General features: G+C 72.3%; 16 protein-coding genes. 8 read left to right on the top strand and 8 right to left on the bottom strand.

Features of this window, described 5'->3' with window-relative positions; all coding sequences use genetic code 11:
• Nucleotides 1–201: 201 nt before the first annotated feature.
• Nucleotides 202–924: a dienelactone hydrolase family protein gene (locus tag ACFYXE_RS30975; protein WP_389318252.1), complete on the bottom strand. Its 723-nt coding sequence runs from the start codon at nucleotides 922–924 to the stop codon at nucleotides 202–204.
• 313 nt (nucleotides 925–1,237) lie between these two features.
• Between ACFYXE_RS30975 and ACFYXE_RS30970 the strand changes: the two genes are divergently transcribed.
• From ACFYXE_RS30970 to ACFYXE_RS30950, 5 genes are all read left to right on the top strand, one after another.
• Entirely contained in the window at nucleotides 1,238–2,143 is a 906-nt protein-coding gene (locus ACFYXE_RS30970) for an AfsA-related hotdog domain-containing protein (protein ID WP_389318250.1), read from the top strand.
• A 213-nt stretch (nucleotides 2,144–2,356) separates the two neighbouring features.
• A complete protein-coding gene (locus ACFYXE_RS30965; protein WP_389318248.1) occupies nucleotides 2,357–2,908 on the top strand; it encodes a DUF4383 domain-containing protein in 552 nt (183 codons plus the stop codon).
• Between the two features lie 200 nt (nucleotides 2,909–3,108).
• Nucleotides 3,109–4,848: a chitinase gene (locus tag ACFYXE_RS30960; RefSeq protein ID WP_389318246.1), complete on the top strand. Its 1,740-nt coding sequence runs from the start codon at nucleotides 3,109–3,111 to the stop codon at nucleotides 4,846–4,848.
• Nucleotides 4,849–4,999: 151 nt separating this feature from the next.
• Complete coding sequence (locus ACFYXE_RS30955; RefSeq protein WP_389318244.1) at nucleotides 5,000–6,736, top strand: RecQ family ATP-dependent DNA helicase; 1,737 nt, start codon at nucleotides 5,000–5,002, stop codon at nucleotides 6,734–6,736.
• Between the two features lie 154 nt (nucleotides 6,737–6,890).
• The gene (locus ACFYXE_RS30950) at nucleotides 6,891–7,448 is read left to right on the top strand and encodes a DNA starvation/stationary phase protection protein (protein WP_361175490.1); all 558 of its coding nucleotides are present in this window, start codon (nucleotides 6,891–6,893) and stop codon (nucleotides 7,446–7,448) included.
• A gap of 72 nt (nucleotides 7,449–7,520) precedes the next feature.
• On the opposite strand, the gene ACFYXE_RS30945 is transcribed toward ACFYXE_RS30950, so the two are convergent.
• Nucleotides 7,521–9,086 carry an SDR family oxidoreductase gene (locus ACFYXE_RS30945; protein ID WP_389318242.1) on the bottom strand — a complete coding sequence of 522 codons (1,566 nt, stop codon included), beginning with the start codon at nucleotides 9,084–9,086 and terminating at the stop codon, nucleotides 7,521–7,523.
• 248 nt (nucleotides 9,087–9,334) lie between these two features.
• On the opposite strand from ACFYXE_RS30945, the gene ACFYXE_RS30940 reads away from it, so the two are divergent.
• The 3 genes from ACFYXE_RS30940 to ACFYXE_RS30930 all read left to right on the top strand — a co-directional run bounded on the left by ACFYXE_RS30940 (nucleotide 9,335) and on the right by ACFYXE_RS30930 (nucleotide 11,201).
• The gene (locus ACFYXE_RS30940) at nucleotides 9,335–9,838 is read left to right on the top strand and encodes a DinB family protein (protein ID WP_389318240.1); all 504 of its coding nucleotides are present in this window, start codon (nucleotides 9,335–9,337) and stop codon (nucleotides 9,836–9,838) included.
• 76 nt (nucleotides 9,839–9,914) lie between these two features.
• Nucleotides 9,915–10,208 carry a hypothetical protein gene (locus ACFYXE_RS30935; protein ID WP_361175498.1) on the top strand — a complete coding sequence of 98 codons (294 nt, stop codon included), beginning with the start codon at nucleotides 9,915–9,917 and terminating at the stop codon, nucleotides 10,206–10,208.
• Between the two features lie 183 nt (nucleotides 10,209–10,391).
• Nucleotides 10,392–11,201, top strand: a complete 810-nt coding sequence (locus ACFYXE_RS30930) for a GntR family transcriptional regulator (protein WP_389318237.1) — start codon at nucleotides 10,392–10,394, stop codon at nucleotides 11,199–11,201.
• Nucleotides 11,202–11,210: 9 nt separating this feature from the next.
• Here the strand turns inward: ACFYXE_RS30930 and ACFYXE_RS30925 are convergent, their stop codons facing one another.
• From ACFYXE_RS30925 to ACFYXE_RS30900, 6 genes are all read right to left on the bottom strand, one after another.
• Nucleotides 11,211–12,413: a spore photoproduct lyase family protein gene (locus ACFYXE_RS30925; protein ID WP_389318235.1), complete on the bottom strand. Its 1,203-nt coding sequence runs from the start codon at nucleotides 12,411–12,413 to the stop codon at nucleotides 11,211–11,213.
• Nucleotides 12,414–12,550: 137 nt separating this feature from the next.
• Nucleotides 12,551–12,862, bottom strand: a complete 312-nt coding sequence (locus ACFYXE_RS30920) for a DUF3040 domain-containing protein (protein ID WP_389318233.1) — start codon at nucleotides 12,860–12,862, stop codon at nucleotides 12,551–12,553.
• 188 nt (nucleotides 12,863–13,050) lie between these two features.
• Nucleotides 13,051–14,574 carry a chitinase gene (locus tag ACFYXE_RS30915; protein ID WP_389318231.1) on the bottom strand — a complete coding sequence of 508 codons (1,524 nt, stop codon included), beginning with the start codon at nucleotides 14,572–14,574 and terminating at the stop codon, nucleotides 13,051–13,053.
• A 308-nt stretch (nucleotides 14,575–14,882) separates the two neighbouring features.
• Nucleotides 14,883–15,446 carry a GNAT family N-acetyltransferase gene (locus tag ACFYXE_RS30910; protein WP_389318229.1) on the bottom strand — a complete coding sequence of 188 codons (564 nt, stop codon included), beginning with the start codon at nucleotides 15,444–15,446 and terminating at the stop codon, nucleotides 14,883–14,885.
• Between the two features lie 82 nt (nucleotides 15,447–15,528).
• Nucleotides 15,529–18,903 carry a tetratricopeptide repeat protein gene (locus tag ACFYXE_RS30905; protein ID WP_389318227.1) on the bottom strand — a complete coding sequence of 1,125 codons (3,375 nt, stop codon included), beginning with the start codon at nucleotides 18,901–18,903 and terminating at the stop codon, nucleotides 15,529–15,531.
• A gap of 14 nt (nucleotides 18,904–18,917) precedes the next feature.
• Complete coding sequence (locus tag ACFYXE_RS30900) at nucleotides 18,918–19,427, bottom strand: hypothetical protein (protein ID WP_389318589.1); 510 nt, start codon at nucleotides 19,425–19,427, stop codon at nucleotides 18,918–18,920.
• Between the last annotated feature and the right edge of the window lie 61 nt (nucleotides 19,428–19,488).

Genomic DNA, 19,488 nt, shown 5'->3' with positions numbered 1-19,488 from the left:
GCAAGGGCGCAGTCCCTGCCCGCACCCGGACAACCGACTCGGCCATGCGGACGGCCGCCGCCCGTCGAGGAGAGCTGAGGACTCCCCTCGACGGGCGGCTTCCCGGCCTCCACCGCGTACGCGCCCGCGCAGCGGCCGGACGGCCCGCCTCCGCAAGGGAGGTGACTGCCTACATGCCGTCGGGGGCCGCGCGGTCCGGCATCACTTCAGGTGCCGGTCGTAGAACCGTCCGCCGTCCTCCACCTCGAACCACGGGGTGCCGGTGTGTCCGCCCAGGTTGGCGTGCAGCGTCTTCTCCTTGCTGCCGAAGGCGTCGAACAGGTCCAGGGCGCGCTGCCGGGGGTTCCCCTCGTCGTCCCACTGGAGGAGGAACAGCAGCGGAACGGTGATCTGCCGGGCCTCCTCGCGCTGGGCGCGGGGCACGAAACCGCCGGCGAAGAAACCGGCGGCCGCGATACGGGAATCCACCGCCGCCAGCCGAATGCCGAGCGCGGTCCACCCCGAATAGCCGACCGGGCCGCCGATCCCGGGCAGCTCCAGCAGGGCGTCCAAGGTGGTCCGCCAGTCCGGGACGGCCTTCTCGACCAGCGGACCGATGAGGGATTCGAAGATGTCGTCGACCGGCTCGCCGGCCTGCAGGGCGCGGCGCAGATCGGCGCGGGCCTGCTCCTCGGCGGCGGACCGGGGGCGGTCACCGCATCCCGCGGCGTCGATGGTGGCCACCGCGTATCCGTGGGCCGCCGTCGTCCGGCCCCGGGCCACCAGCCGGGACTGGCTCTTGGGCAGGCCGTTGTTGTGGGCCATCAGGACGAGCGGGACGGGAACGTCGGATCGGGGCGTCCACAGGGTGCCGGGGATCTCGCCGAGGGTGAACTCGCGCTCGAGGGTGCCGTCATCGAGGCGTCGTTCGGAAGTGAAATGCATGGTCGAGCCTTTCGGGAGTGCGCTGCGACGGCGCTCCCGGACGACCTACCGCCCGACCGTGACCCCGCAGGGGAGCACCCATGTCGATTCTGTGTTCACGGGTACCACCTCCTGGTCTCCAGCACGGCCACCGGAAAGGTAGCAGCGGCCGCCGAGTGCCGCCAAAGGGTTTTCCGCCCGGGCCCGACGCATCCACGACCCCCGCCCCGGCCGAAGAGGGGGTGGAGGTCGTCGTGGGTTTCCCGGCTCCGCACGCGGAAGGGGTCGCGGCCGCAGGCCGCCCCCGGGCCGCCACCGCAGTCAGGAGAGACAGATGAGCACTCCCGTGATCGTCGACACCCGCAGTGACCTGCCGATTCCTCCGGTACGGCCGTCCGGTGCGGAGCTCACATGGCGCACCCTCGGCCTGGGGACGATGGCGTCGCTCCTGGTGGTGTCCCTCGGCCGCCTGGGCAGCCAGAGCTTCCTGGGGGAGTGCCAGTGGCCGCGTTTCCACCCGCTGAACGAGCGGATGGCCGCGGTCCGGCACCATCCGCTGATCGTCGTGGAGTCGACCCGCCAGCTCGCCGTGGCGCTGGAGCGCCACCACCTTCCCGCGGCCGCGGCGGCACCGCTGGAAGCCGTCTCCGCGAGTCTGGGTACGCACCCCCGCTCCCAGCCGACCGAGCGCGGCGACGCCACCGACGTGGTGGCCCGGGTGAGCGTGACCGACCAGGTGGTGCACGGCGGAGTCCTGACCGGGTACCGCGTCACCGCCGAGTACCAGTTCCGGGGGACGCCGTTCGCCACCTGCACCATCCGTTTCGCCCGACCGCCGGCACCTGACCCGGCCCGGCCGGACGACGCACCCCGGCCCGCGCTGCTCCATCCCTCGCCCGCCGCGGTCGGTGCGGCGGCCGAGCCCGACGTAATGCTCGCCCGCGCGCCGCAGGGGCGGCTGGTCGTCGTCCCGCGCGACCCGGGACACCCGGTCCTGCTCGCGGGGCGCCCGGCCCGGCTGCCCGCGCCGGCCGTGCTGGAGGCCGGGCGCCAGGCCGCCCTGCTGACCAGCGGCATGACCGCGGGTGCGGTGGTCGGTCTGCGCGCCGACCTTCTGGCACCCGTTCCGGCCCGCGGCGCCCTGATCGAGGTGGCGGCGCAGCCCGGCGGGTGCCGGTTCGTCGTGATGGCGGCCGGGCGGCCCGCGGCCACCGGCCTGGTCACGCTCCTGACGTCGTGAAACGGGCGCAGCGGCCGCGGCACGCGCCCGTGCGTCCGGCGCAGCTGTCGTCACCCTGACGCGACCGCCGCCGTCCGAGGTGCATCCGCCGGGCCCCGAATGCCGGAATGGATCGTGACGCCCCACTATGTCCGACCGCAGGGCAGGTGGGGGCGGTCGAGCGGCACCAAGGTCCTTCGCCACCGTCCGGGTGGCCGGCGCAAGGAGACCGAGATGAAGTTGCAGGACGAACTGCCCGTCGATCACCACCTGGCCGGCGTCTACCGCTACGGCGCCGCCTTCTGCGGCCTGGTCCTCATCGCCTTCGGCTGCCTCGGCCTGGCCGACGCGCTGACCCCGTTCAGTACCAGCGGGAACGTGGCGGGCCTCGCGACCAACACGGCCCTCAGCGTCATCTCGCTGGTCGTCGGAGCGGCGCTCGTCGCCGGTGGGGTGGTGGGTGGCACCTTCGCCTCCGACCTGAACATGACCGTGGGGACGCTCTTCATCCTGAGCGGCTTCTACCACCTGTTCACCCTGGACCGTCCCGCGAACTTCCTGGACTTCGGGATGTCCAACGTGGTGTTCAGCTTCGTCGTCGGCCTGCTGATCCTGACGTTCGGCATGTACGGACGGGTCTCCAGCAAGCTGCCCCACGACAACCCCTTCTGGCGCCGCCGCCACCCCGAGCAGGCCGCCCGCGAGGACGTGGCCCGACATGCGGCCGTCCGGACGGCACTGGCATCCGCGGAGCCGGGCACGGGCCCGGCGCCCCGCAGGTCCTAGGCGCCGGGCGGCTCCTTCGACATCACTCCGGTCCGCTGGGGACGTTCCGCCGAGGCGCGGCGCAAGGGCGCGCGCCTCGGCGGAACGCGGCGATCGTGCCGGAACTCTTGACAACTTGATTGGTCTGGACCAACGATGCGCACAACAGCGGTGGCCACCGTCGTTCACTTCCGTCCTTCACCTCTTTCTGGAGGCACTTCGTGGACCGTGCACGTCAGGGCAGACCCGGTGTTCGTCGCAGAGTCGGTGCGGCGCTCGCCGTCGGTGCGGCCGCCGCGCTCGCCGTCACCTCGCTGGCCGCGCCCGCGCAGTCGGCCGACGTCAAAGCGGCGGACGCCGCCGCGGCGGACGTCAACGTGGCCAAGAACGCCGGGTTCGAGTCGGACCTGAGCAACTGGACCTGCAGCGCGAACAGCGGCGCCGCCGTGACCTCCCCCGTGCACGGCGGCACGAAGGCGCTCAAGGCCACCCCCGCGGGCCAGGACAAGGCCGAGTGCGTCCAGATCGTCAAGGTGAAGCCGAACTCGACGTACAAGCTGAGCAGTTGGGTGCAGGGCGGCTACGCCTACCTCGGCGCCCGCGGCACCGGCACCACCGACGTGTCCACCTGGACGCCGGGGGACGCGGCCTGGAAGCAGCTCTCCACCAGCTTCACGACCGGCGCGAACACCACGTCCGTCACCGTGTACACGCACGGCTGGTATGGCCAGAGCGCCTACTACGCGGACGACGTGAGCGTCCTCGGACCCGACGGGGGCGGCGGCACCGACCCGGTGGAGATACCGGCCGTACCCTCCGGCCTCGCGGCGGGCACGACGACGTCCACCTCGGTACCGCTGTCCTGGACCCCCGTGTCCACGGCCACCGGATACACCGTCTACCGCGACGGCGCGAAGGTCGCCTCGGTCAGCGGAGCCTCCACGACCGTCACCGGCCTCACGCCCGAGACCACCTACAGCTTCCAGGTGAGCGCGTCCAACGCGGCGGGCGAGTCCGCCAAGTCGACGGCCGTGTCCGCACGGACCGCCAAGGGCAGCGGCGGCGGGGACGGCGGCACCGTCCCCAAGCACGCGCTGACCGGCTACTGGCAGAACTTCGACAACGGCGCGACCGTCCAGAAGCTGCGCGACGTCTCGTCGCAGTACGACATCATCGCGGTGTCCTTCGCCGACGCCACCACCACACCCGGCCAGATCACCTTCAACCTGGACCCGGCCGTCGGCTACTCCTCCACCGCCGACTTCAAGGCGGACATCGCCGCCAAGCACTCCGCGGGCAAGTCCGTGATCCTCTCGGTCGGCGGCGAGAAGGGCACCATCTCCGTCAACAGCGACGCCTCCGCGACGGCGTTCGCCAACAGCGCCTACGCGCTGATGCAGGAGTACGGCTTCGACGGCGTCGACATCGACCTGGAGAACGGACTCAACCCCACCTACATGACGAAGGCGCTGCGCCAGCTCGCCGCGAAGGCGGGTTCCAAGCTGGTCCTCACGATGGCCCCGCAGACCATCGACATGCAGTCCACGTCCGGCGGCTACTTCCAGACCGCGCTGAACGTGAAGGACATCCTCACCGTCGTCAACATGCAGTACTACAACAGCGGTTCGATGCTCGGCTGCGACGGCAAGGTCTACAGCCAGGGCAGCGTGGACTTCCTGACCGCGCTGGCCTGCATCCAGCTGGAGGGCGGCCTCGACCCGTCGCAGGTCGGGATCGGCGTCCCGGCGTCCACACGTGGCGCGGGCAGCGGCTACGTGGCCCCGTCGGTCGTGAACAACGCCCTCGACTGCCTGACCCGCGGGACCGGCTGCGGCTCCTTCAAGCCGTCCAAGACGTACCCGGGACTGCGCGGTGCCATGACGTGGTCGACGAACTGGGATGCCACGGCGGGCAACGCCTGGTCGAACGCCGTCGGCCCGAAGGTGCACAGCCTCCCGTAGCGAGACGTCCTCGGTGCATCGCCGACGGGGGCGGACCGGACCGCATCAGGTCCGGTCCGCCCCCATCGGCACATGGGCGACGTGGTCCGCCGCTTTAGGGGTACAGGCGAGGTGGAACCAGCCAGCACGACCCCCGCTTTTCAGGAGTGCCATGCCTCTCAGGACCGCTGCCCTCAGCCGACGTCTTCGCCGCAGTGCCCGCGACGTCTTCGGATGGCAGCGGCTGCGCCCGGCGCAGCTCGATGCCATGACCGCCGTGATGCAGGGCCGGGACACCATGGTCGTGATGCCCACCGGCGCCGGCAAGTCGGCCGTCTACCAGGTGCCCGGAGTGCTCCTGGAGGGCACCACCGTCGTCGTGTCCCCGCTCATCGCGCTCCAGCGCGACCAGGTCGCCGCGCTCACCGGCGCCAAGGGCAGCCCGGACGCCGAAGCGGTCAACTCCGCCCAGGGCACGCGCGCCAACGAAGCCGCCTGGGAGCGGGTGCGCGACGGCGCCCTCGACTTCCTCTTCGTCTCGCCCGAGCAACTGGCCAAGGACGACGTCCTCGCCGAGATAGCGGCCGCCCGCCCCGCCCTGATGGTCGTCGACGAGGCCCACTGCGTCTCCACATGGGGCTACGACTTCCGCCCGGACTACCTGTCGCTGCGGCACGCGCGCGAGCGGATCGGCCGGCCCCCGCTGCTCGCCCTGACCGCGAGCGCCGCGGCCCCGGTCCGCGCCGACATCGTCGAACGGCTGGGCATGGAAGACGTCCACGAGACCATCGCCGGCTTCGACCGGCCCAACCTCCACCTGGAGGTGATGCGCCACCAGGAGGACGCCGACAAGCGCCGCTGGGTGCTGGAGCGGGCCGCCGCCGAGACCAAGCCCGGCATCGTCTACACCGGCACGCGCAAGGAGGCCGAGGAGTACGCGCGGGAGCTGTCCGACCTCGGTTTCGACAGCGCCGCCTACCACGCCGGGATGACGGCCACCGAACGCACCCGCACCCACGACCTCTTCCGCGAGGGGTCCCTCGACGTCGTCGTCGCCACCTCCGCGTTCGGCATGGGCATCGACAAGGCCGACATCCGCTTCGTGCTGCACGCCTCCGTGCCCGGCTCGCTCGACGCGTACTACCAGGAGATCGGCCGCGCCGGACGCGACGAGAAGCCCGCCGCCGCCATCCTCGCCTACCGGCCCGAGGACCTGTCCGCCCAGCGCTACCGGGTCGGCGGCCGCCCCGACACCGACACGCTCACCCGTCTCATGGACACGGTGCGCGCCCACCCGCGCGGCGTCACCGTCACCGCCCTGCGGGAGAAGACAGGTCTCTCCCACACGGCCCTGACCTCGCTCGTGCACCTCCTGGAGGAGGCGGGCGGGCTGCGCGCGGGCGCGCAGGACGGCATCCGCGTGGTCCCCGGCGCCCGGCGCGACACCTGCGCCAAGGAAGCGCTCCGCCTGGTCGAGGCCCGGGTGCGGCTGGAACGGTCTCGGATGGAGATGATGCGGGCGTACGCGGAGACCAACGGCTGCCGGCGGCGTCACCTCCTCGGCTACTTCGGGGAGGAGCCGGCCGCGGGGCGGTGCACCGGCTGCGACGTCTGCGACCGGGCCGCCCAGGAAGAGGAGTCCCCGCCGCACCACGAGGGCGTCCTGGCCGGCACCGAAGCGCCCTGCCTGCCGCACACCGAGCCCGCGGACGACACCTTCCTGCCGGGCACCCCGGTGCAGCACACCACCTGGGGCGAGGGCGAGATCATGAGCCAGGAGGGCGACCGCGTCACGGCCCTGTTCGCCGACGTCGGCTACCGCACCCTGTCCCTGGCCGCGATCCGGGAACACCACGTGCTGACCCCGGTACGGCCGCGGACGAAGACGGGCAGTGCGGCACGCGCCTGAACGTGACCGGGCCCGGCGGCTCGCCACCGAGTGCCTGAAGGGGTCACGGACAACGCTGGGACAGAAGATCACACAGGGACAGCGGATAAACGGGTGTGGACACCTCGGTCAGGGGTACCGAAAGGTGACGTTACAAAAGAATGGAGCATGAACCGTGACTTCTTCGTCCACCCCCCGCTACACCGTCCCCGGCATCTCCGTCGAGGACGCGCACCTGATCAACGGACTGCTGCAGCAGCGTCTGCACGCGCTCAACGACCTGCACCTGACCCTGAAGCACGTGCACTGGAACGTCGTCGGCCCGCACTTCATCGCGGTCCACGAGATGCTGGACCCGCAGGTGGACCAGGTCCGGGTCATGGCGGACGACGTGGCCGAGCGCCTGGCCGCCCTCGGCGGCGTCGCGCAGGGCACCCCCGGCGTGCTGGTCCGCGAGCGGACCTGGGAGGACTACAGCGTCGGCAGGGCCGACGCCATCGCCCACCTGGGAGCCCTCGACCTCGTCTACACCGGCGTGATCGAGTCCCTGCGGGACGCCATCAAGCAGGTCGGCACGATCGACCCGGCCACGGAGGACCTCCTCATCGGCCAGCTGCGCGACCTCGAGAAGTTCCAGTGGTTCGTCCGTGCGCACCTGGAGACGGCCGGCGGTCAGCTCTCCACCGCCGACGCGAAGACCGAGGAAGAGGCGGCGTCGTCCGCGGGACAGTGATCCGCCGGGCGTTCCACGCCATGCCGGGTGCGGCCGCCGCAGCGGCGCCGCACCCGGCTTCGTCGGTTCCGCTCAGCGCCCGTCCCGCCGGGAGAGCCGTTCGGCGGCGCGGGTGATGTTGCGGGCCATGCCGCCGAAGACGATCGCGTGGAACGGGGAGACGCTCCACCAGTAGGCGTGCCCGGCGAGGCCGTGCGGGTGGAAGAGCGCGCGCTGGAGGAAGACGGTCCGGCCCTCCTTGTCCCGCCCCACCCGCAGCTCCAGCCAGGCGAGCCCCGGCAGCCGCATCTCGGCGCGCAACCGCAGCAGACTGCCCTGGTCGACGGCCTCGACCCGCCAGAAGTCCACGGCGTCCCCCAGGCGCAGCCGCGCGGCGTCACGTCGTCCGCGACGCAGCCCGACCCCGCCCACGATGCGGTCCAGCCAGCCGCGCACCGCCCAGCCGAGCCCGAACGAGTACCAGCCGTTCTCCCCGCCGATGCCCTCGATGACCTGCCACAGCTCCTCCGGCCGGGCCTCCGTGCGCCGGGCCCTGCGGTCGGTGTAGAGGCTGCCGCCCGCCCAGTCGGGGTCGGTGGGCAACGGACTGCTGGGCACTCCCGGCACGGCCGCCGACGACCAGCGCGTGTCGACCTGGGCCTCCTTGATCTGTTGCAGGGCCAGGTGCAGGGCCTCGTCGAACCCCAGCGGCGCCCGTGGCGTGTCGGGGATGTACGCGGCGATGTCGTGCTCGGCGCACACCACCTCGTGCCGCAACGACTCCGCCAGGGGCCGGGCGATACCGCGCGGCACCGGCGTGATGAGTCCGATCCAGTGGCTGGAGAGGCCGGGGGAGAGCATCGGGACCGACACGATGAGGCGGTGCGGCAGTTCGGCCACCTGCGCGTAGCGCTGCATCATCTCGCGGTAGTTCATCACTTCCGGTCCGCCGATGTCGAAGGTGCGGGAGACCGACGCGGGCAGGGTGGCGCTGCCCACCAGATAGCGCAGCGCGTCGGCGACGGCGATCGGCTGGATCCGGGTGTGCACCCAGCGGGGTGTGACCATGACGGGCAGACGCTCGGTGAGGTAGCGCAGCATCTCGAAGGACGCGGAGCCGGAACCGATGACGATCGCCGCCCGCAGCACGGTCGTGGGCACCCCCGAGTCCAGGAGGATGCGCCCGACCTCCGCGCGCGAGCGCAGATGCGGGGACAGTTCGCTCTCGGGCACGTCCTGAGGAGTGAGTCCGCCCAGGTAGATCAGCCGCTCGAGGCGGCTGTCGCGGGCCGCGGCGGCGAAGATCCCGGCCGCGCGCCGGTCGGTCTCCTCGAAGTCGTCACCACTGGCCAGGGCGTGCACGAGGTAGTACGCGATGTCGACACCGGCCATCGCCCCGCGCACCGAGTCCTCGTCCAGCACGTCACCCTGTACCACCTCCACCTGCCGCACCCAGGGGAAGTCGCGCAGTTTCTCCGGCGTGCGGGCCAGGCACCGTACGCGGTATCCGGCCGCGAGGAGTTCCGGGACGAGACGGCCTCCGATGTATCCGCTCGCCCCCGTCACCAGACACACCTTGCGGCGCGCCGCGCCCTCGGACGATGCGGTACGGGCGGCCTGCGGCCCCGGCTGGTCGGCTCGACGGTCTTCGCTGGTCATGAATGCCTTCGCGGTGGGGGAGCGGGGTCTCCCGCGACGCGGTCCGCCGCGGAACTCTTCGTCTACCCCGGCTGGACCGTCGGAGACGGGGCGACGCGCGCTCCGACCGATCCGCCGACGCAGGAATGCTGACATGTCATGAGGTAGTTCAACGCAGCCGGGCCGCATGTGCATCCCGTCCGGCCCGCGCCGGCGGAAGGCCGACCCCGACCGGGTGAACGCACGACCCGATGATCTACCGTTCCTCCATGGAGCCGACGGAACCTCGCCCCGACCTTCGCCCGCCCGGGACGAACACCGACGAGAAGACCACCCTGCTGGCCTTCCTGGACTATCTGCGCGAGTGCGTGCTCGCCAAGGCGGCCGGGGTCCCCGAGCCCGCGGTCCGCACGCCCGGCGTGCCCTCCGGGACGAATCTGCTCCTGCTCCTCAAGCACCTGACGGCGGTCGAGCTCAACTGGTTCGTCTGGGCCTACGCGGGGGAGGGCGAGGAGCCGTGGGCGGACGAGGACCCCGTGTCCGCCGCCGACAGCGCCGCCGATCTGGCGGCCGCCTACCGCGCGGCCGTCGCCCGGGCCAACGAGGTCGTCCGGGCCTGCGCCGACCTGGACCGGCCCGGCGTACGGTCGCTGCGCGAGACCCCGCCGCCGTCGATGCGCTGGGTGCTGGTCCACATGGTCGAGGAGACCGCACGGCACGCCGGCCACGCCGACATCCTGCGAGAACGGATCGACGGCTCGACCGGGCGGTAGCACGCCCGGCGCCACGGCCGTGATGATCTGTCACCGGCCCGTGGTAGGAGGCGTCCTGTGGGGTACACGGGGCGCCATGGCACCGAAGACCGAACGCCTCGTGTCCCTGCGGGCCGTGCGACAGCTGCGCCGCACCCGCTCCTTCTACCTGGCCGGCGTCCTGCTCTGGGCGGCCGCGGCGGCCTGGGCCGGGTGGCTCCATCCCGGCAGCCGGCAGATGTGGGTCTCGCTCCTCCTCCTGACCGTGTTCGCCGGCCTGCTCGGCACCGCCTCCGTGTGGCTGCGCCGCCTCCGGACCGCCCCGGGCGCCCGGGTGGCGCACCACGCCCGGCCGGGACCGGGCGTACCGACGGGCCCGGCGAGCGCCTGACCTCTCCCCGGCTCCCCGGCTCCCCGGCGGAACGTACCGGCGACGACGCGACACAAATGAGCCAGATGCGCGGGCCGTGTCTCGGTTTGCGGGACAGAACCTTCCCCTGGGACGCGCCATTGGTGTAGACCTTCTGCTCTGTCACGGATAGCGTATTGGTAGTTGCACATCGTGAGGAGTGTCGTGTCGTCTGTGTCGTCGCCCGGTACGTACCAACGCATTGCCTTCCGTCTGACCCAGGAGCTGGATGACGGCCGGATAGCGGAGGGTTCGCGGCTGCCGTCCGAGCGGGAGCTGGCCGCGAGATTCCAGGTGGCCCGCGCGACGGTGCGCGCCGCGTTGGAACTCCTGCGGGACCAAGGGCTGGTGGTCACCAGTCGCCGGGGCACGTTCGCGGCGCGCGCGTACGAGGCGTCCGGGCCGGACCGGCAGAAGAAGGCCGCACCGTCCCCGTTCCTGGTCGCCTCGGGCCGGGGGGCGGTGAGCGGGTATCTGTTCGTCGCTTCGGTCCGTCCGTCGCTTGCCGACCATCTGGGTCTGGTGCAGGGGTCGGCGGCGCTGCACTACCGGCACAGCGTCCAGGACCCGTTGACCGGCATCCGGCAGCGGGCCGTCACCTACTTCACGTCCGTGGCGCTGACGGAGATCCCGCAGCTCTTCCGCTATCTGCCCCGGATCCCCGTGGCCGACCCGGACCTGAGCGCCTTCTCCGCCTGGTGCCAGGGAGCGGGGCTGACCCCCGGCGTGAGCGAATCGGTCACCTTCACCCCGGCCGACTCCCCGCACCCGAGCGCCGCCCCGCAACTCGCGGTGCGCCGCTGGTGCCACGACCAGCACGAGCGACTGCTGTGCCTGACGGAGCTGGATCTGCCGCGCGGCGAGGTCACTCTGGAGTACGCGGGGCACGCCAGCATGCGCGCGGCCCGCCGGTCCCACCGACCGCAGGCCGCCCACGCCTCGCAGCCCGCCGGACCCGAGCGCGCCGGAGTCTGAGCCCGCCGGTCAGAAGGCGTACCGGACGTACAGCCAGGGCGCATGGGCGGCGAGCAGCTCCTTGAGCCGCGCGAGGGCCTGCTGCTTGACCTGCACCCGGTAACGGACGTTGAGCGCGCCGTTCTCGGAGCGCTTGGTCTCCTGTGCCTCGGGCTGCCACAGCAGGTCCTCCGCACGGGGATGCCAGCCCAGATTCACCTCGTGCAACTGCTGGTTGTGGGTCAGCATGATGATCTCGGCCGCCGCCTGCTGCTTCACCCGCGCGGGCAGCACGTCGTCGAGGTGGTCCAGGAGCTCGGCCCAGTCGCGCTGCCAGCCGGGACGCAGGACGACGGGGGACAGGTTGAAGTGGACCTCGTACCCGGCGTCGAGGAAGTCCGCGGCCGCCGCGATGCGCTCGGGGACCGGGCTGGTGCGGATGTCCAGGCGGCGGGCGTCGGCGGCCGGCATCAGGGAGAACCGGATGCGGGTACGGCCCTGCGGGTCGAGGTCCAGCAGGTCGGGGTTGACGAACTTGGTCGCGAACGAGGCCTTGGCGGTCGGCAGTTGCCGGAACGCGGCGATGTAGTCGGCGGTGTTCTCGCAGAGCAGTGCGTCCACGGAGCAGTCGCCGTTCTCCCCGATGTCGTAGACCCAGGCGTGCTCGTCGCACTGGTTGGGCTCGTGCTTCGGCCCCTGGGCGCGGACATGGCGGCGGACGTGGGCGATGATCGCCTCGATGTTCGTGAACAGCGTGATCGGGTTCGCGTACCCCTTCCGGCGCGGCACGTAGCAGTACGCGCAGGCCATGGCGCAGCCGTTGGAGACGCCGGGCGCGATCCAGTCGGCGGAGCGGCCGTTGGGGCGCGTGACCGGCCGCCGCTTCACGCCCAGGACCAGGGTCTCGGTCTTGATGCGGGTCCAGCGGCCGACGTTGCCCTCGTTGCCGTGCAGCGACGGGATCAGCCAGTGGCTCGCCACCTCGGTCACCTCCGCGTCCGGCAGCCGGGCCATGATCTGCCGACCGCGAGGAGACGCCAGCGCTTCCGGCTCGGCCCAGACGGAACGGATGTCGAGCAGCCGCTGCGCCTGCGCGCTGTCCCGGAACCCCCGGCCGGCCGGCGCGGCCGCCGGGGCGTCCTGCCAGTCGAAGAGGGCCTGCTGGCCGTCCTCGGCGGGGAGCGGGTCCTGAGGGGGCCGCGTCGCCTCGATGTCCTGTCCGTCGGAAGCCATCCCCCGAGGCTGCCACACGCGGGCGGGCCCGGCAGCGTGACCGCACCGGCGACCGCCTGTCCGGCCCCGCGCGTGCGACCTGCTGGAACGCGGGGCCGGAACGAGGAGCCGGAGCTGCTGCCGCGCCGCTCACGCCTTCACGGCGCGGGCTCGCTCCACCGGCACAGCAGACGGCACCCGAGGATCACCGTCAGGGTCCAACAGCCCGCGGCCGCCCAGACCAGTCCGGTGCGGGCGAGTGCGATTCCCACGGTCAGCAGGACGAGGGAGACGGCGGCGAGCGTCCCCAGCAGCGCGAGGTGCAGGCGGACGACCGCTTCGATCATCGCCCGGCGCCGCCGCTGGTGAGCGAAGTGCATGGCGCGGTACAGCCGCCGGTCGTCGTCGAGCGCGCGCTCGATGTCGTACAGCACCCGGCGTTCGTGGGCAGAGAGCGGCACAGGGTCCATGCGGGCCTCCTCCGGGGGAACGGGCCGGTGCGGGGGCGGGGCGTCGAACCCCAGGGGCCGGACGGCCACCGTGGTCGTTTCGACGGGGTCACGCATGGCTCGCGGAGTGCCCCCAAAGGGCGTTCCCTAACGGGGTGGTGGCACATTTCCGGACCGCCGGGGGGCCATCGAACCCCCCGGCGACCGACTCAGCAGGCGCCGAGGTCCTGCCAGACGCCCCACTCTCCGGTGGTGCCGGGCTCCTCACCCGTCGTCCACCACTTGGCCTTCCAGGTGTGGCCCTTGTGCGACACCTGCTGGCCGCCCGTGTAGACCGAACCCGAGGCCCAGGGCGCCGCCGTGCACTGGTTGCCGCTGCCGCCCGTGATGGTCAGGGAGTACGTCGCCGAGTGCGCGGCGGACGGGCTCGCGCCGGTGACGACCAGCTTGTACGTGCCGTTGACGGCCGCGGCGGTCGTCGCGACGGTGAGCGTCGAGGTGCCTCCCGCCGTCACCGAAGCGGGGCTGAGGGAGGCCGTGACTCCGGCGGGCGCACCGCTGACGGTGAGCTTCACGCTCTGGGCGGTGCCCGCGGTCACCGAGGTCCGCACCGTGGCGCTGGTGGACCCGCCGGCCTTGACCGTCCCGGACTCGGGGGCGGCCGTGAGGGAGAAGTCGTCGCTCGGCGCGGTCCCCCCGCTGGTGAAGGGAGCGAAGATGCGGGAGAAGTCCCAGGTGTTCTGCTCGATGCCGGAGCAGTTGTCCGCGGCGGCGCCACCCGGGCAGCTGCCGTTGTCCCGCTGCAGCGCCCAGAAGGAGATCATGTTGATCCCCTTGCCGTTCGCCCAGTCGTACACCTCCCTGGCGTCGGCGAGCGTGAACGTCTCGGCGGGGCCGAAGTCGTCGACGCCGGGCATCTCGGTGACGCCGATCATGCCCCAGAGCTGCGCCGGGCTCTTGGCCGGGTAGAGCTTGGCGAGCTGGTCGTAGAGACCCTGGGCCGCGGTCTTGGTGTCCTGGGCCATGTTGTGGGAGGCGTTGTCGTAGTAGTCGAACGTCATGAGGTTGACGACGTCGACCCGGGCGCCGTTGGCCACGGCGTTCTTCAGCACGGCGAGACCGCTGGCCGCGGGGCCCCGGGTGGTCGTCGGCAGGGTGTACGAGATCTCCAGCTTGCGGCCGCTCGATGCGGCCCAGTCCTGGACCTTCTTGATCGCCTTGTTGCGCCGGTCGATGCCGGCGGCGTTGTCCAGGGCGTCGACCTCGATGTCCATGTCGAGCCGGGGGACGTCGTAGGTCGTGATCACCTTCTGGTAGACGGCGGCGATCTGGTCGACGTCGGTGCAGCTGTCGGCGATCTCGGTCCCGGTGGTGTCCGCCGTGTAGCCGCCGAAGGACGGGATGACGTCCCCGCCGCGCCCCTGGATGGTCTTGATGTCGGCGCCGAAGGAGGCCGGGGCGATGGGCAGCGAGGTGTCGCCGTTCCAGTAGGCGGTGCAGGAGCCCTTCGAGGCCGTCTGCAGGAACGCCATCGTCAGGTGCTTGGCGCCGGACTGGGCGCTGAGGGCGGCCGGGCTCTCGCCGGTCCACGACTCGAAGTAGGGGGCGAACACGTGGGCGGGGAGCGGGGTCGCGGCCTGGGCGGGGGCGCCCGAGACCGCGGTGAGACCCAGAGCGGCCACCGCGGTGGCCACCGCGGTGAGAGTGGCACGGAGGGAGCGCATACGTCTCATGGCCATCCAAGGGGTGAGGCGGCGTCAACTCAGCTGTGACGCACGTGAGATGCATCCGGAATAGCCCTGTGGTCAGATGCATGTCAATGGTCCGGACCAAGTAAGGACTAGACCAATTCGGCCGATGCGCCCCGCCCCGGCCGGTGGCGCGACGCGTCGCGTTCCGTGGGAGCGGCTGGTCAACCGGACGTTCCGAACCCCCCGCTCCCTGGGGGTGGTCGGGGTGGCCCGCAGTACCACCGGGCAACGATTTCGAGGAGGGCCGGCCCGCCGGCGCCGCGGACCGGCCCCCGCGTACGGCCCGGCCGTCAGCGCTGCTCCCACTGCTCCTTGGTGATCTCGTACCGTACGCCGCCGTGCTCGGCGCCCTCGACGCTCCGCATGTCGGTCGGTGTGGGGACGGTCTCGGTGTGCGTCATGCCGAGCTTCTCCATGATGCCGCGCGATCCCCGGTTCACGGTCATCGTCTCGGCCCAGACCAGACGGACGCCGAGCTCGGTGAAGGCCTTGTGCAGCAAGGCGCGTGAGCCTTCGGTGGCGTACCCCTTGCCCCAGGCCGGCCGCCGCAGCCGGTAGCCGAGCTCGACCTCGTCCAGGGGCCCCTCGGCCTCGGGGCGCAGGATGAACCAGCCGATGAACGCGCCGCCGTCCTTCTCGAGCGCGGCGAACAGCCCGAGGTCACCGCCCCACTTCTCGTATCCGGCGAGGATGTTCGGCAGGTGGCGCTCCCGGATCACCTCCGGTGCGGTCGGCACGCCGCCGCTCAGGTGGCGCATCACCGCCGGGTCGCTGTCCAGCTCGATCAACAGGTCCGCGTCGTCGGCGGTGAAGCGGCGCAGGGCCAGACGCTCGGTCTCCAGGTACGTGTTCATGGGGTGATCGTGCCGGAAACGGGGCGGGTGCCCCAGTTCTTTATGGCCCTCGTTCCCCGGGCCCCGGTGCGGGAGGCGCGCCTCAGGGGCCGAGAAGTCCGGCGGCCGCCATCTGCTGGTGGACGCTGCGCGTCAGGGGGTGGCCTTCCCCGAGGGTCTGTACGCAGGTGGCGAGGGTCCGCTTGTACAGGCGGCGGGCCTTGCGCGGCGCTCCCGCCGCCCGGTAGAAGCCCGCCAGGTTGAGCTGGGTGGTGAGGGTGTCGAGGTGGTCCCCGCCGAGCTCTCTCTTCTGGCGGCGGAGCGTGTCCCACAAGAGGGGGAGGGCCCGGCGGAGGTCTCCCGCCGTGGCGAGGGCGACGGCCAGGTTGTGGCAGGTGGTGAGGGTATGGGCGTGGTCACGTCCGAGTGCCTCGGTGCAGGCGTCGAGGTTGTGCTCGTAGAGCAGCAGGGCGCGGGGAAGGTCGCCCGCCTTCTGGTGGGCCCCGGCGAGACCGTTGCGAGCGGTGAGGGTCCCGATGTCGAAGGGGCCGAGCACCTGTTCCATGCCCTGAAGCGCCCGCTCGTACAGGGGGAGCGAGAGGGCGGTCCCTCCCGCGTGCTGGCGGGCGTACGCGAGGAGACCGAGGGCGGCGAGGGTGTCGGGGTGGTCGGGGCCGAGTTCCCGTTCCCGTGCCTGGTACGTCTGCTCGTAGAGCGATGCCGCCCGGTCGAAGTCGCCCGCCTCGCGGTGGGCGTCGGCCAGATGCCGCCGGCTGGTGAGCGTGTCCGAGTGCTCGGCGCCCAGGGCATCCTCCCGGATCCTCAGGACCTCCTCGAAGAGGGGCCGGGCCTGCTCGGGGGCGCCCGCCATCAGATGGGCGACCGCCAGATTGTGCTTGGTGGTGAGCGAGTTGGGATCGTCCGCCGCCGGACGTCCTTCGTCGGCCTGCGCGGCCTGTTCGAACAGGGGGACGGCCCGTGCTCCGTCGCCGTGGGCGAGAAGGCCGTATCCGATGTCGGCGCTGCGGGTGTCGAGGGATTGCGCCCCAGGGGGTGTGGCGAGCCGGTCGATCTGGTCGAAGTTCTCGGCGGCGAGGTGGGCGAGGGCGAGCGAGACCCGTGCGGCGCGGGTGATGCCGTGGTCCTCGCCGAGCACGCGCTCCATGGCGGGCACGGTCTCCTCGTACAGCGAGACGGCCCGGTCCAGGTCGCCCGCGTCCTTGCAGGCGGCCGCGAGGTTGCCCCGTGCGACGAGCGTGTCGGGGTGCTCGTCGCCGAGGACCCGCTCCATGTCCCGGAGGATCGTCTCGACGTGGGAGACGCCCGGGGCGGGGCCCTCCGTGTTCTCGGGGCGCCCCTGCCCATCCGGGGCCCTCTTGCGCTGCCCGTCCGGCAGCTCCGCGCGCCGCGCGGCCGCGAGGTTGTTCCGCGCCGTGAGGGTGAGGTGATGCTCGCCGCCGAGGACACGGACGCATGCGGCGAGGTTCTTCTCGTACAGAAGCATCGCCCCGGCGTGGTCTCCCGACTCCTGCCGGCTCCGGGCGAGGGTGTTGCGCGCCGACAGGCTGAAGAGGTCCTCGCCCTCCACCGACGTGCCCGCAGGGACCGACATGCCCGGGTATCTCCGTGTGTCCGACGGCATCGGCGTGCCCGGTGGCACGGGCGGTCCCGGGTCGGCGCCGGGACCGCCGGCGAGCAGGGCGAGGGCCTGCTCCGGGTGCCCCGCCGCCCGATAGGCGTCGGCCAAGTTGTTGCGGCTGGCCAGCGTGAGCGGATGCGTCGCCCCGAGGACGCGCTCCTCGTCGCGCAGGACGCTCTCGTACAGCGGAATGGCCCGCTTCACGTGCCCCGCGGCCTCGTGGGCGCCCGCCAGACTGTGCCGGCAGGCGAGCGTGTTGACGTCGTCGGGGCCGAGCTCCCGTTGGTGATGGTCCAGTGCGCGCTGCAGGTGCACGCTGCTGCGCGGGGCCAGCCCCTGGCTGAGGCAGAACACACCCGCGTGGTTGAGGAGCCGGGCCGTCGTCGTGGTGTCGGCGGACGGCGGCGCGTGGTCGGCGATCGCCTCCATGTGCGGCAGCACCGAGCGGCCGAACGGCCAGGAGGCGGGGTCCTGCCAGTCCGTCGGCCGGACGGCGGCCTCCAGCGCGGCCGTCGCACGGTCGCGCGCCTCGGCGACGAGACCGGCGGAGCGGTGCGGATCCGCCGTGTCGGCGGTGCGCGCGACGGCCTGGAGCAGCCGGTGCACGCAGAAGGTGCGGGCCGCCGGATCCACGGTGATCATGCTGTAGGCGTTGAGGATGCCGATGGCGCCCGCCACCGAGGCGGGCCCGCCCTCGCCGTCCACCAGGTCGACCGGGATCCCGTCCGGGGCGTACCAGGCCAGGGTGCGCAGCATGTCAGGTGCCAGTGGCTGCAGTTCACCGACGCGGTCGAGCGTCACCCGCCACACGCGGGCGATGGTGCGCTCGGCGATCGTGTATCCGTCACCGCCGCGCTCGTACAGCGGAGCGGGGTCCCGCTCCAGGAGACCCAGGTACGAGCGGGGCGTCAGCAAGGGGTTCTGGGCGAGGAAGGCGGCGGCCTGCTCGACGGCCAGCGGAAGATGGCCCAGTTCCGTACAGAGTTCGTCCGCCCCGGTCAGGTCCCGGGAACCACCGGACCCGGCTATGTGCGTGAGCAGGGCCAGCGACTCGGCCGGCTGCAGGGCGTCGAGCCGGATCACGGCCGTGGCGTCGTGCCACACGGTGGCCAGCCTGCTGGTGATGAGGAAGTGGCCCCGGGGAGCGCGGGCCAGCACCGGGGCGATGTCCGCGAGATGGTTGACGTTGTCGAGGATGAGCAGCCAGCCGCTGTGCGCGGCGAGCCACTGCATGCCGTTCTCGGCCAGGGCCTCCACCGTCAGCGCCTTCGACGAGGCGGGCTGCAGGGACGCGGCCAGGGAGGCGAGGCCCTGCTCCACGGCCGAGGCGCTGTCGGCGGCCATCCAGCGGACCGGCGTGAGGCCGTGCTTGCGGGCCCGGGTGGCCGCCCAGTGCACGGCAAGCGTGCTCTTGCCGACCCCGCCGAGTCCGTGCACGGCCTGTACGCACCCGCCGCGACGCCTCTTCATCGCTGCGTCGAGCGCGTCGAGCGCGGCGGCGCGGCCCACGAACTGAGCCGTCCGATAAGGCAAGTTGTCCAGGCCGGGCCGCGCCCGTACGTCGGACACGGGGCGCACCGCCTCCGGAGGCAGCACGACGCTGGAGTGGTCGTTGTAGATGCCCGACACGGCGATGCCGCCGTTCGACGCGGTCGCGTTTCCACTGCCCGAGACCTGCTGGTCCGAGACCTGCCCGTCCGAGACCTGTCCGTCCGAGACCTGTTGGTCCCGGACATGTCGGTCCGAGACGTGTCGCGCGGCGGAACCGTCCGCCACCGTGCCTCCGGCCAGCGTCCGCTTGCCCAGGTCGTACCTTCTGCCCCACCGCCACTTGGCCATCCGCCGCCGACCGCCTATTCCGTCACGACGCCGCTGACGGCACTCGATCCGGCGCCGGTCGCGTCGGCGTCCCCGGTGTCGACCGCCCGGGCACCCCGCTCGGAACCGAGCGGCCCGCCGGACCGACGGACCCCCGTCACCGCGCTGCCGCCGTCCCGCGCGGTGGCCCGGCCGGTCGCCAGGGCCACGTCGCCACCCGGGGCGGCCGCGATGGCCAGCAGGGCACGCAAGTCCCGTACGGCGCGCTCCTGCGCGGCCGCGTCCAAGGACTCCAGCAGGGACTCGAACCGCCCCTGCCACGACCCCTCTTGACGCAGCGCCTCCCGCTCCGGGTCGTCCGCGGCCCCCGGTGCGAGCGCCCGGGCGGTCCGGTCCAGCCGCTCCAGTTCGGCGCGCCCCCGCTCGGTGTCGTCCCGCCCGAACAGCTCGGCGACCCGCTCCCGTACCGCATGCCACGCGTCGGTCCCCGCGGCCTGCACCACCGCGCCGCCGCTCGCCGCGGCCAGTGCGGTCAACGTCTCCACCAACAAGGCTCGTTCCTCACGCCACTTGGACCCGAATCATCGCGACGTACCACTCCAGCGC

The sequence above is a fragment of the Streptomyces sp. NPDC002564 genome (assembly GCF_042889645.1).
Lineage (GTDB): Bacteria > Actinomycetota > Actinomycetes > Streptomycetales > Streptomycetaceae > Streptomyces.
The sequence above is the reverse complement of the archived record's forward strand: the minus strand, read 5'-3'. Positions and strand labels throughout refer to the sequence as shown.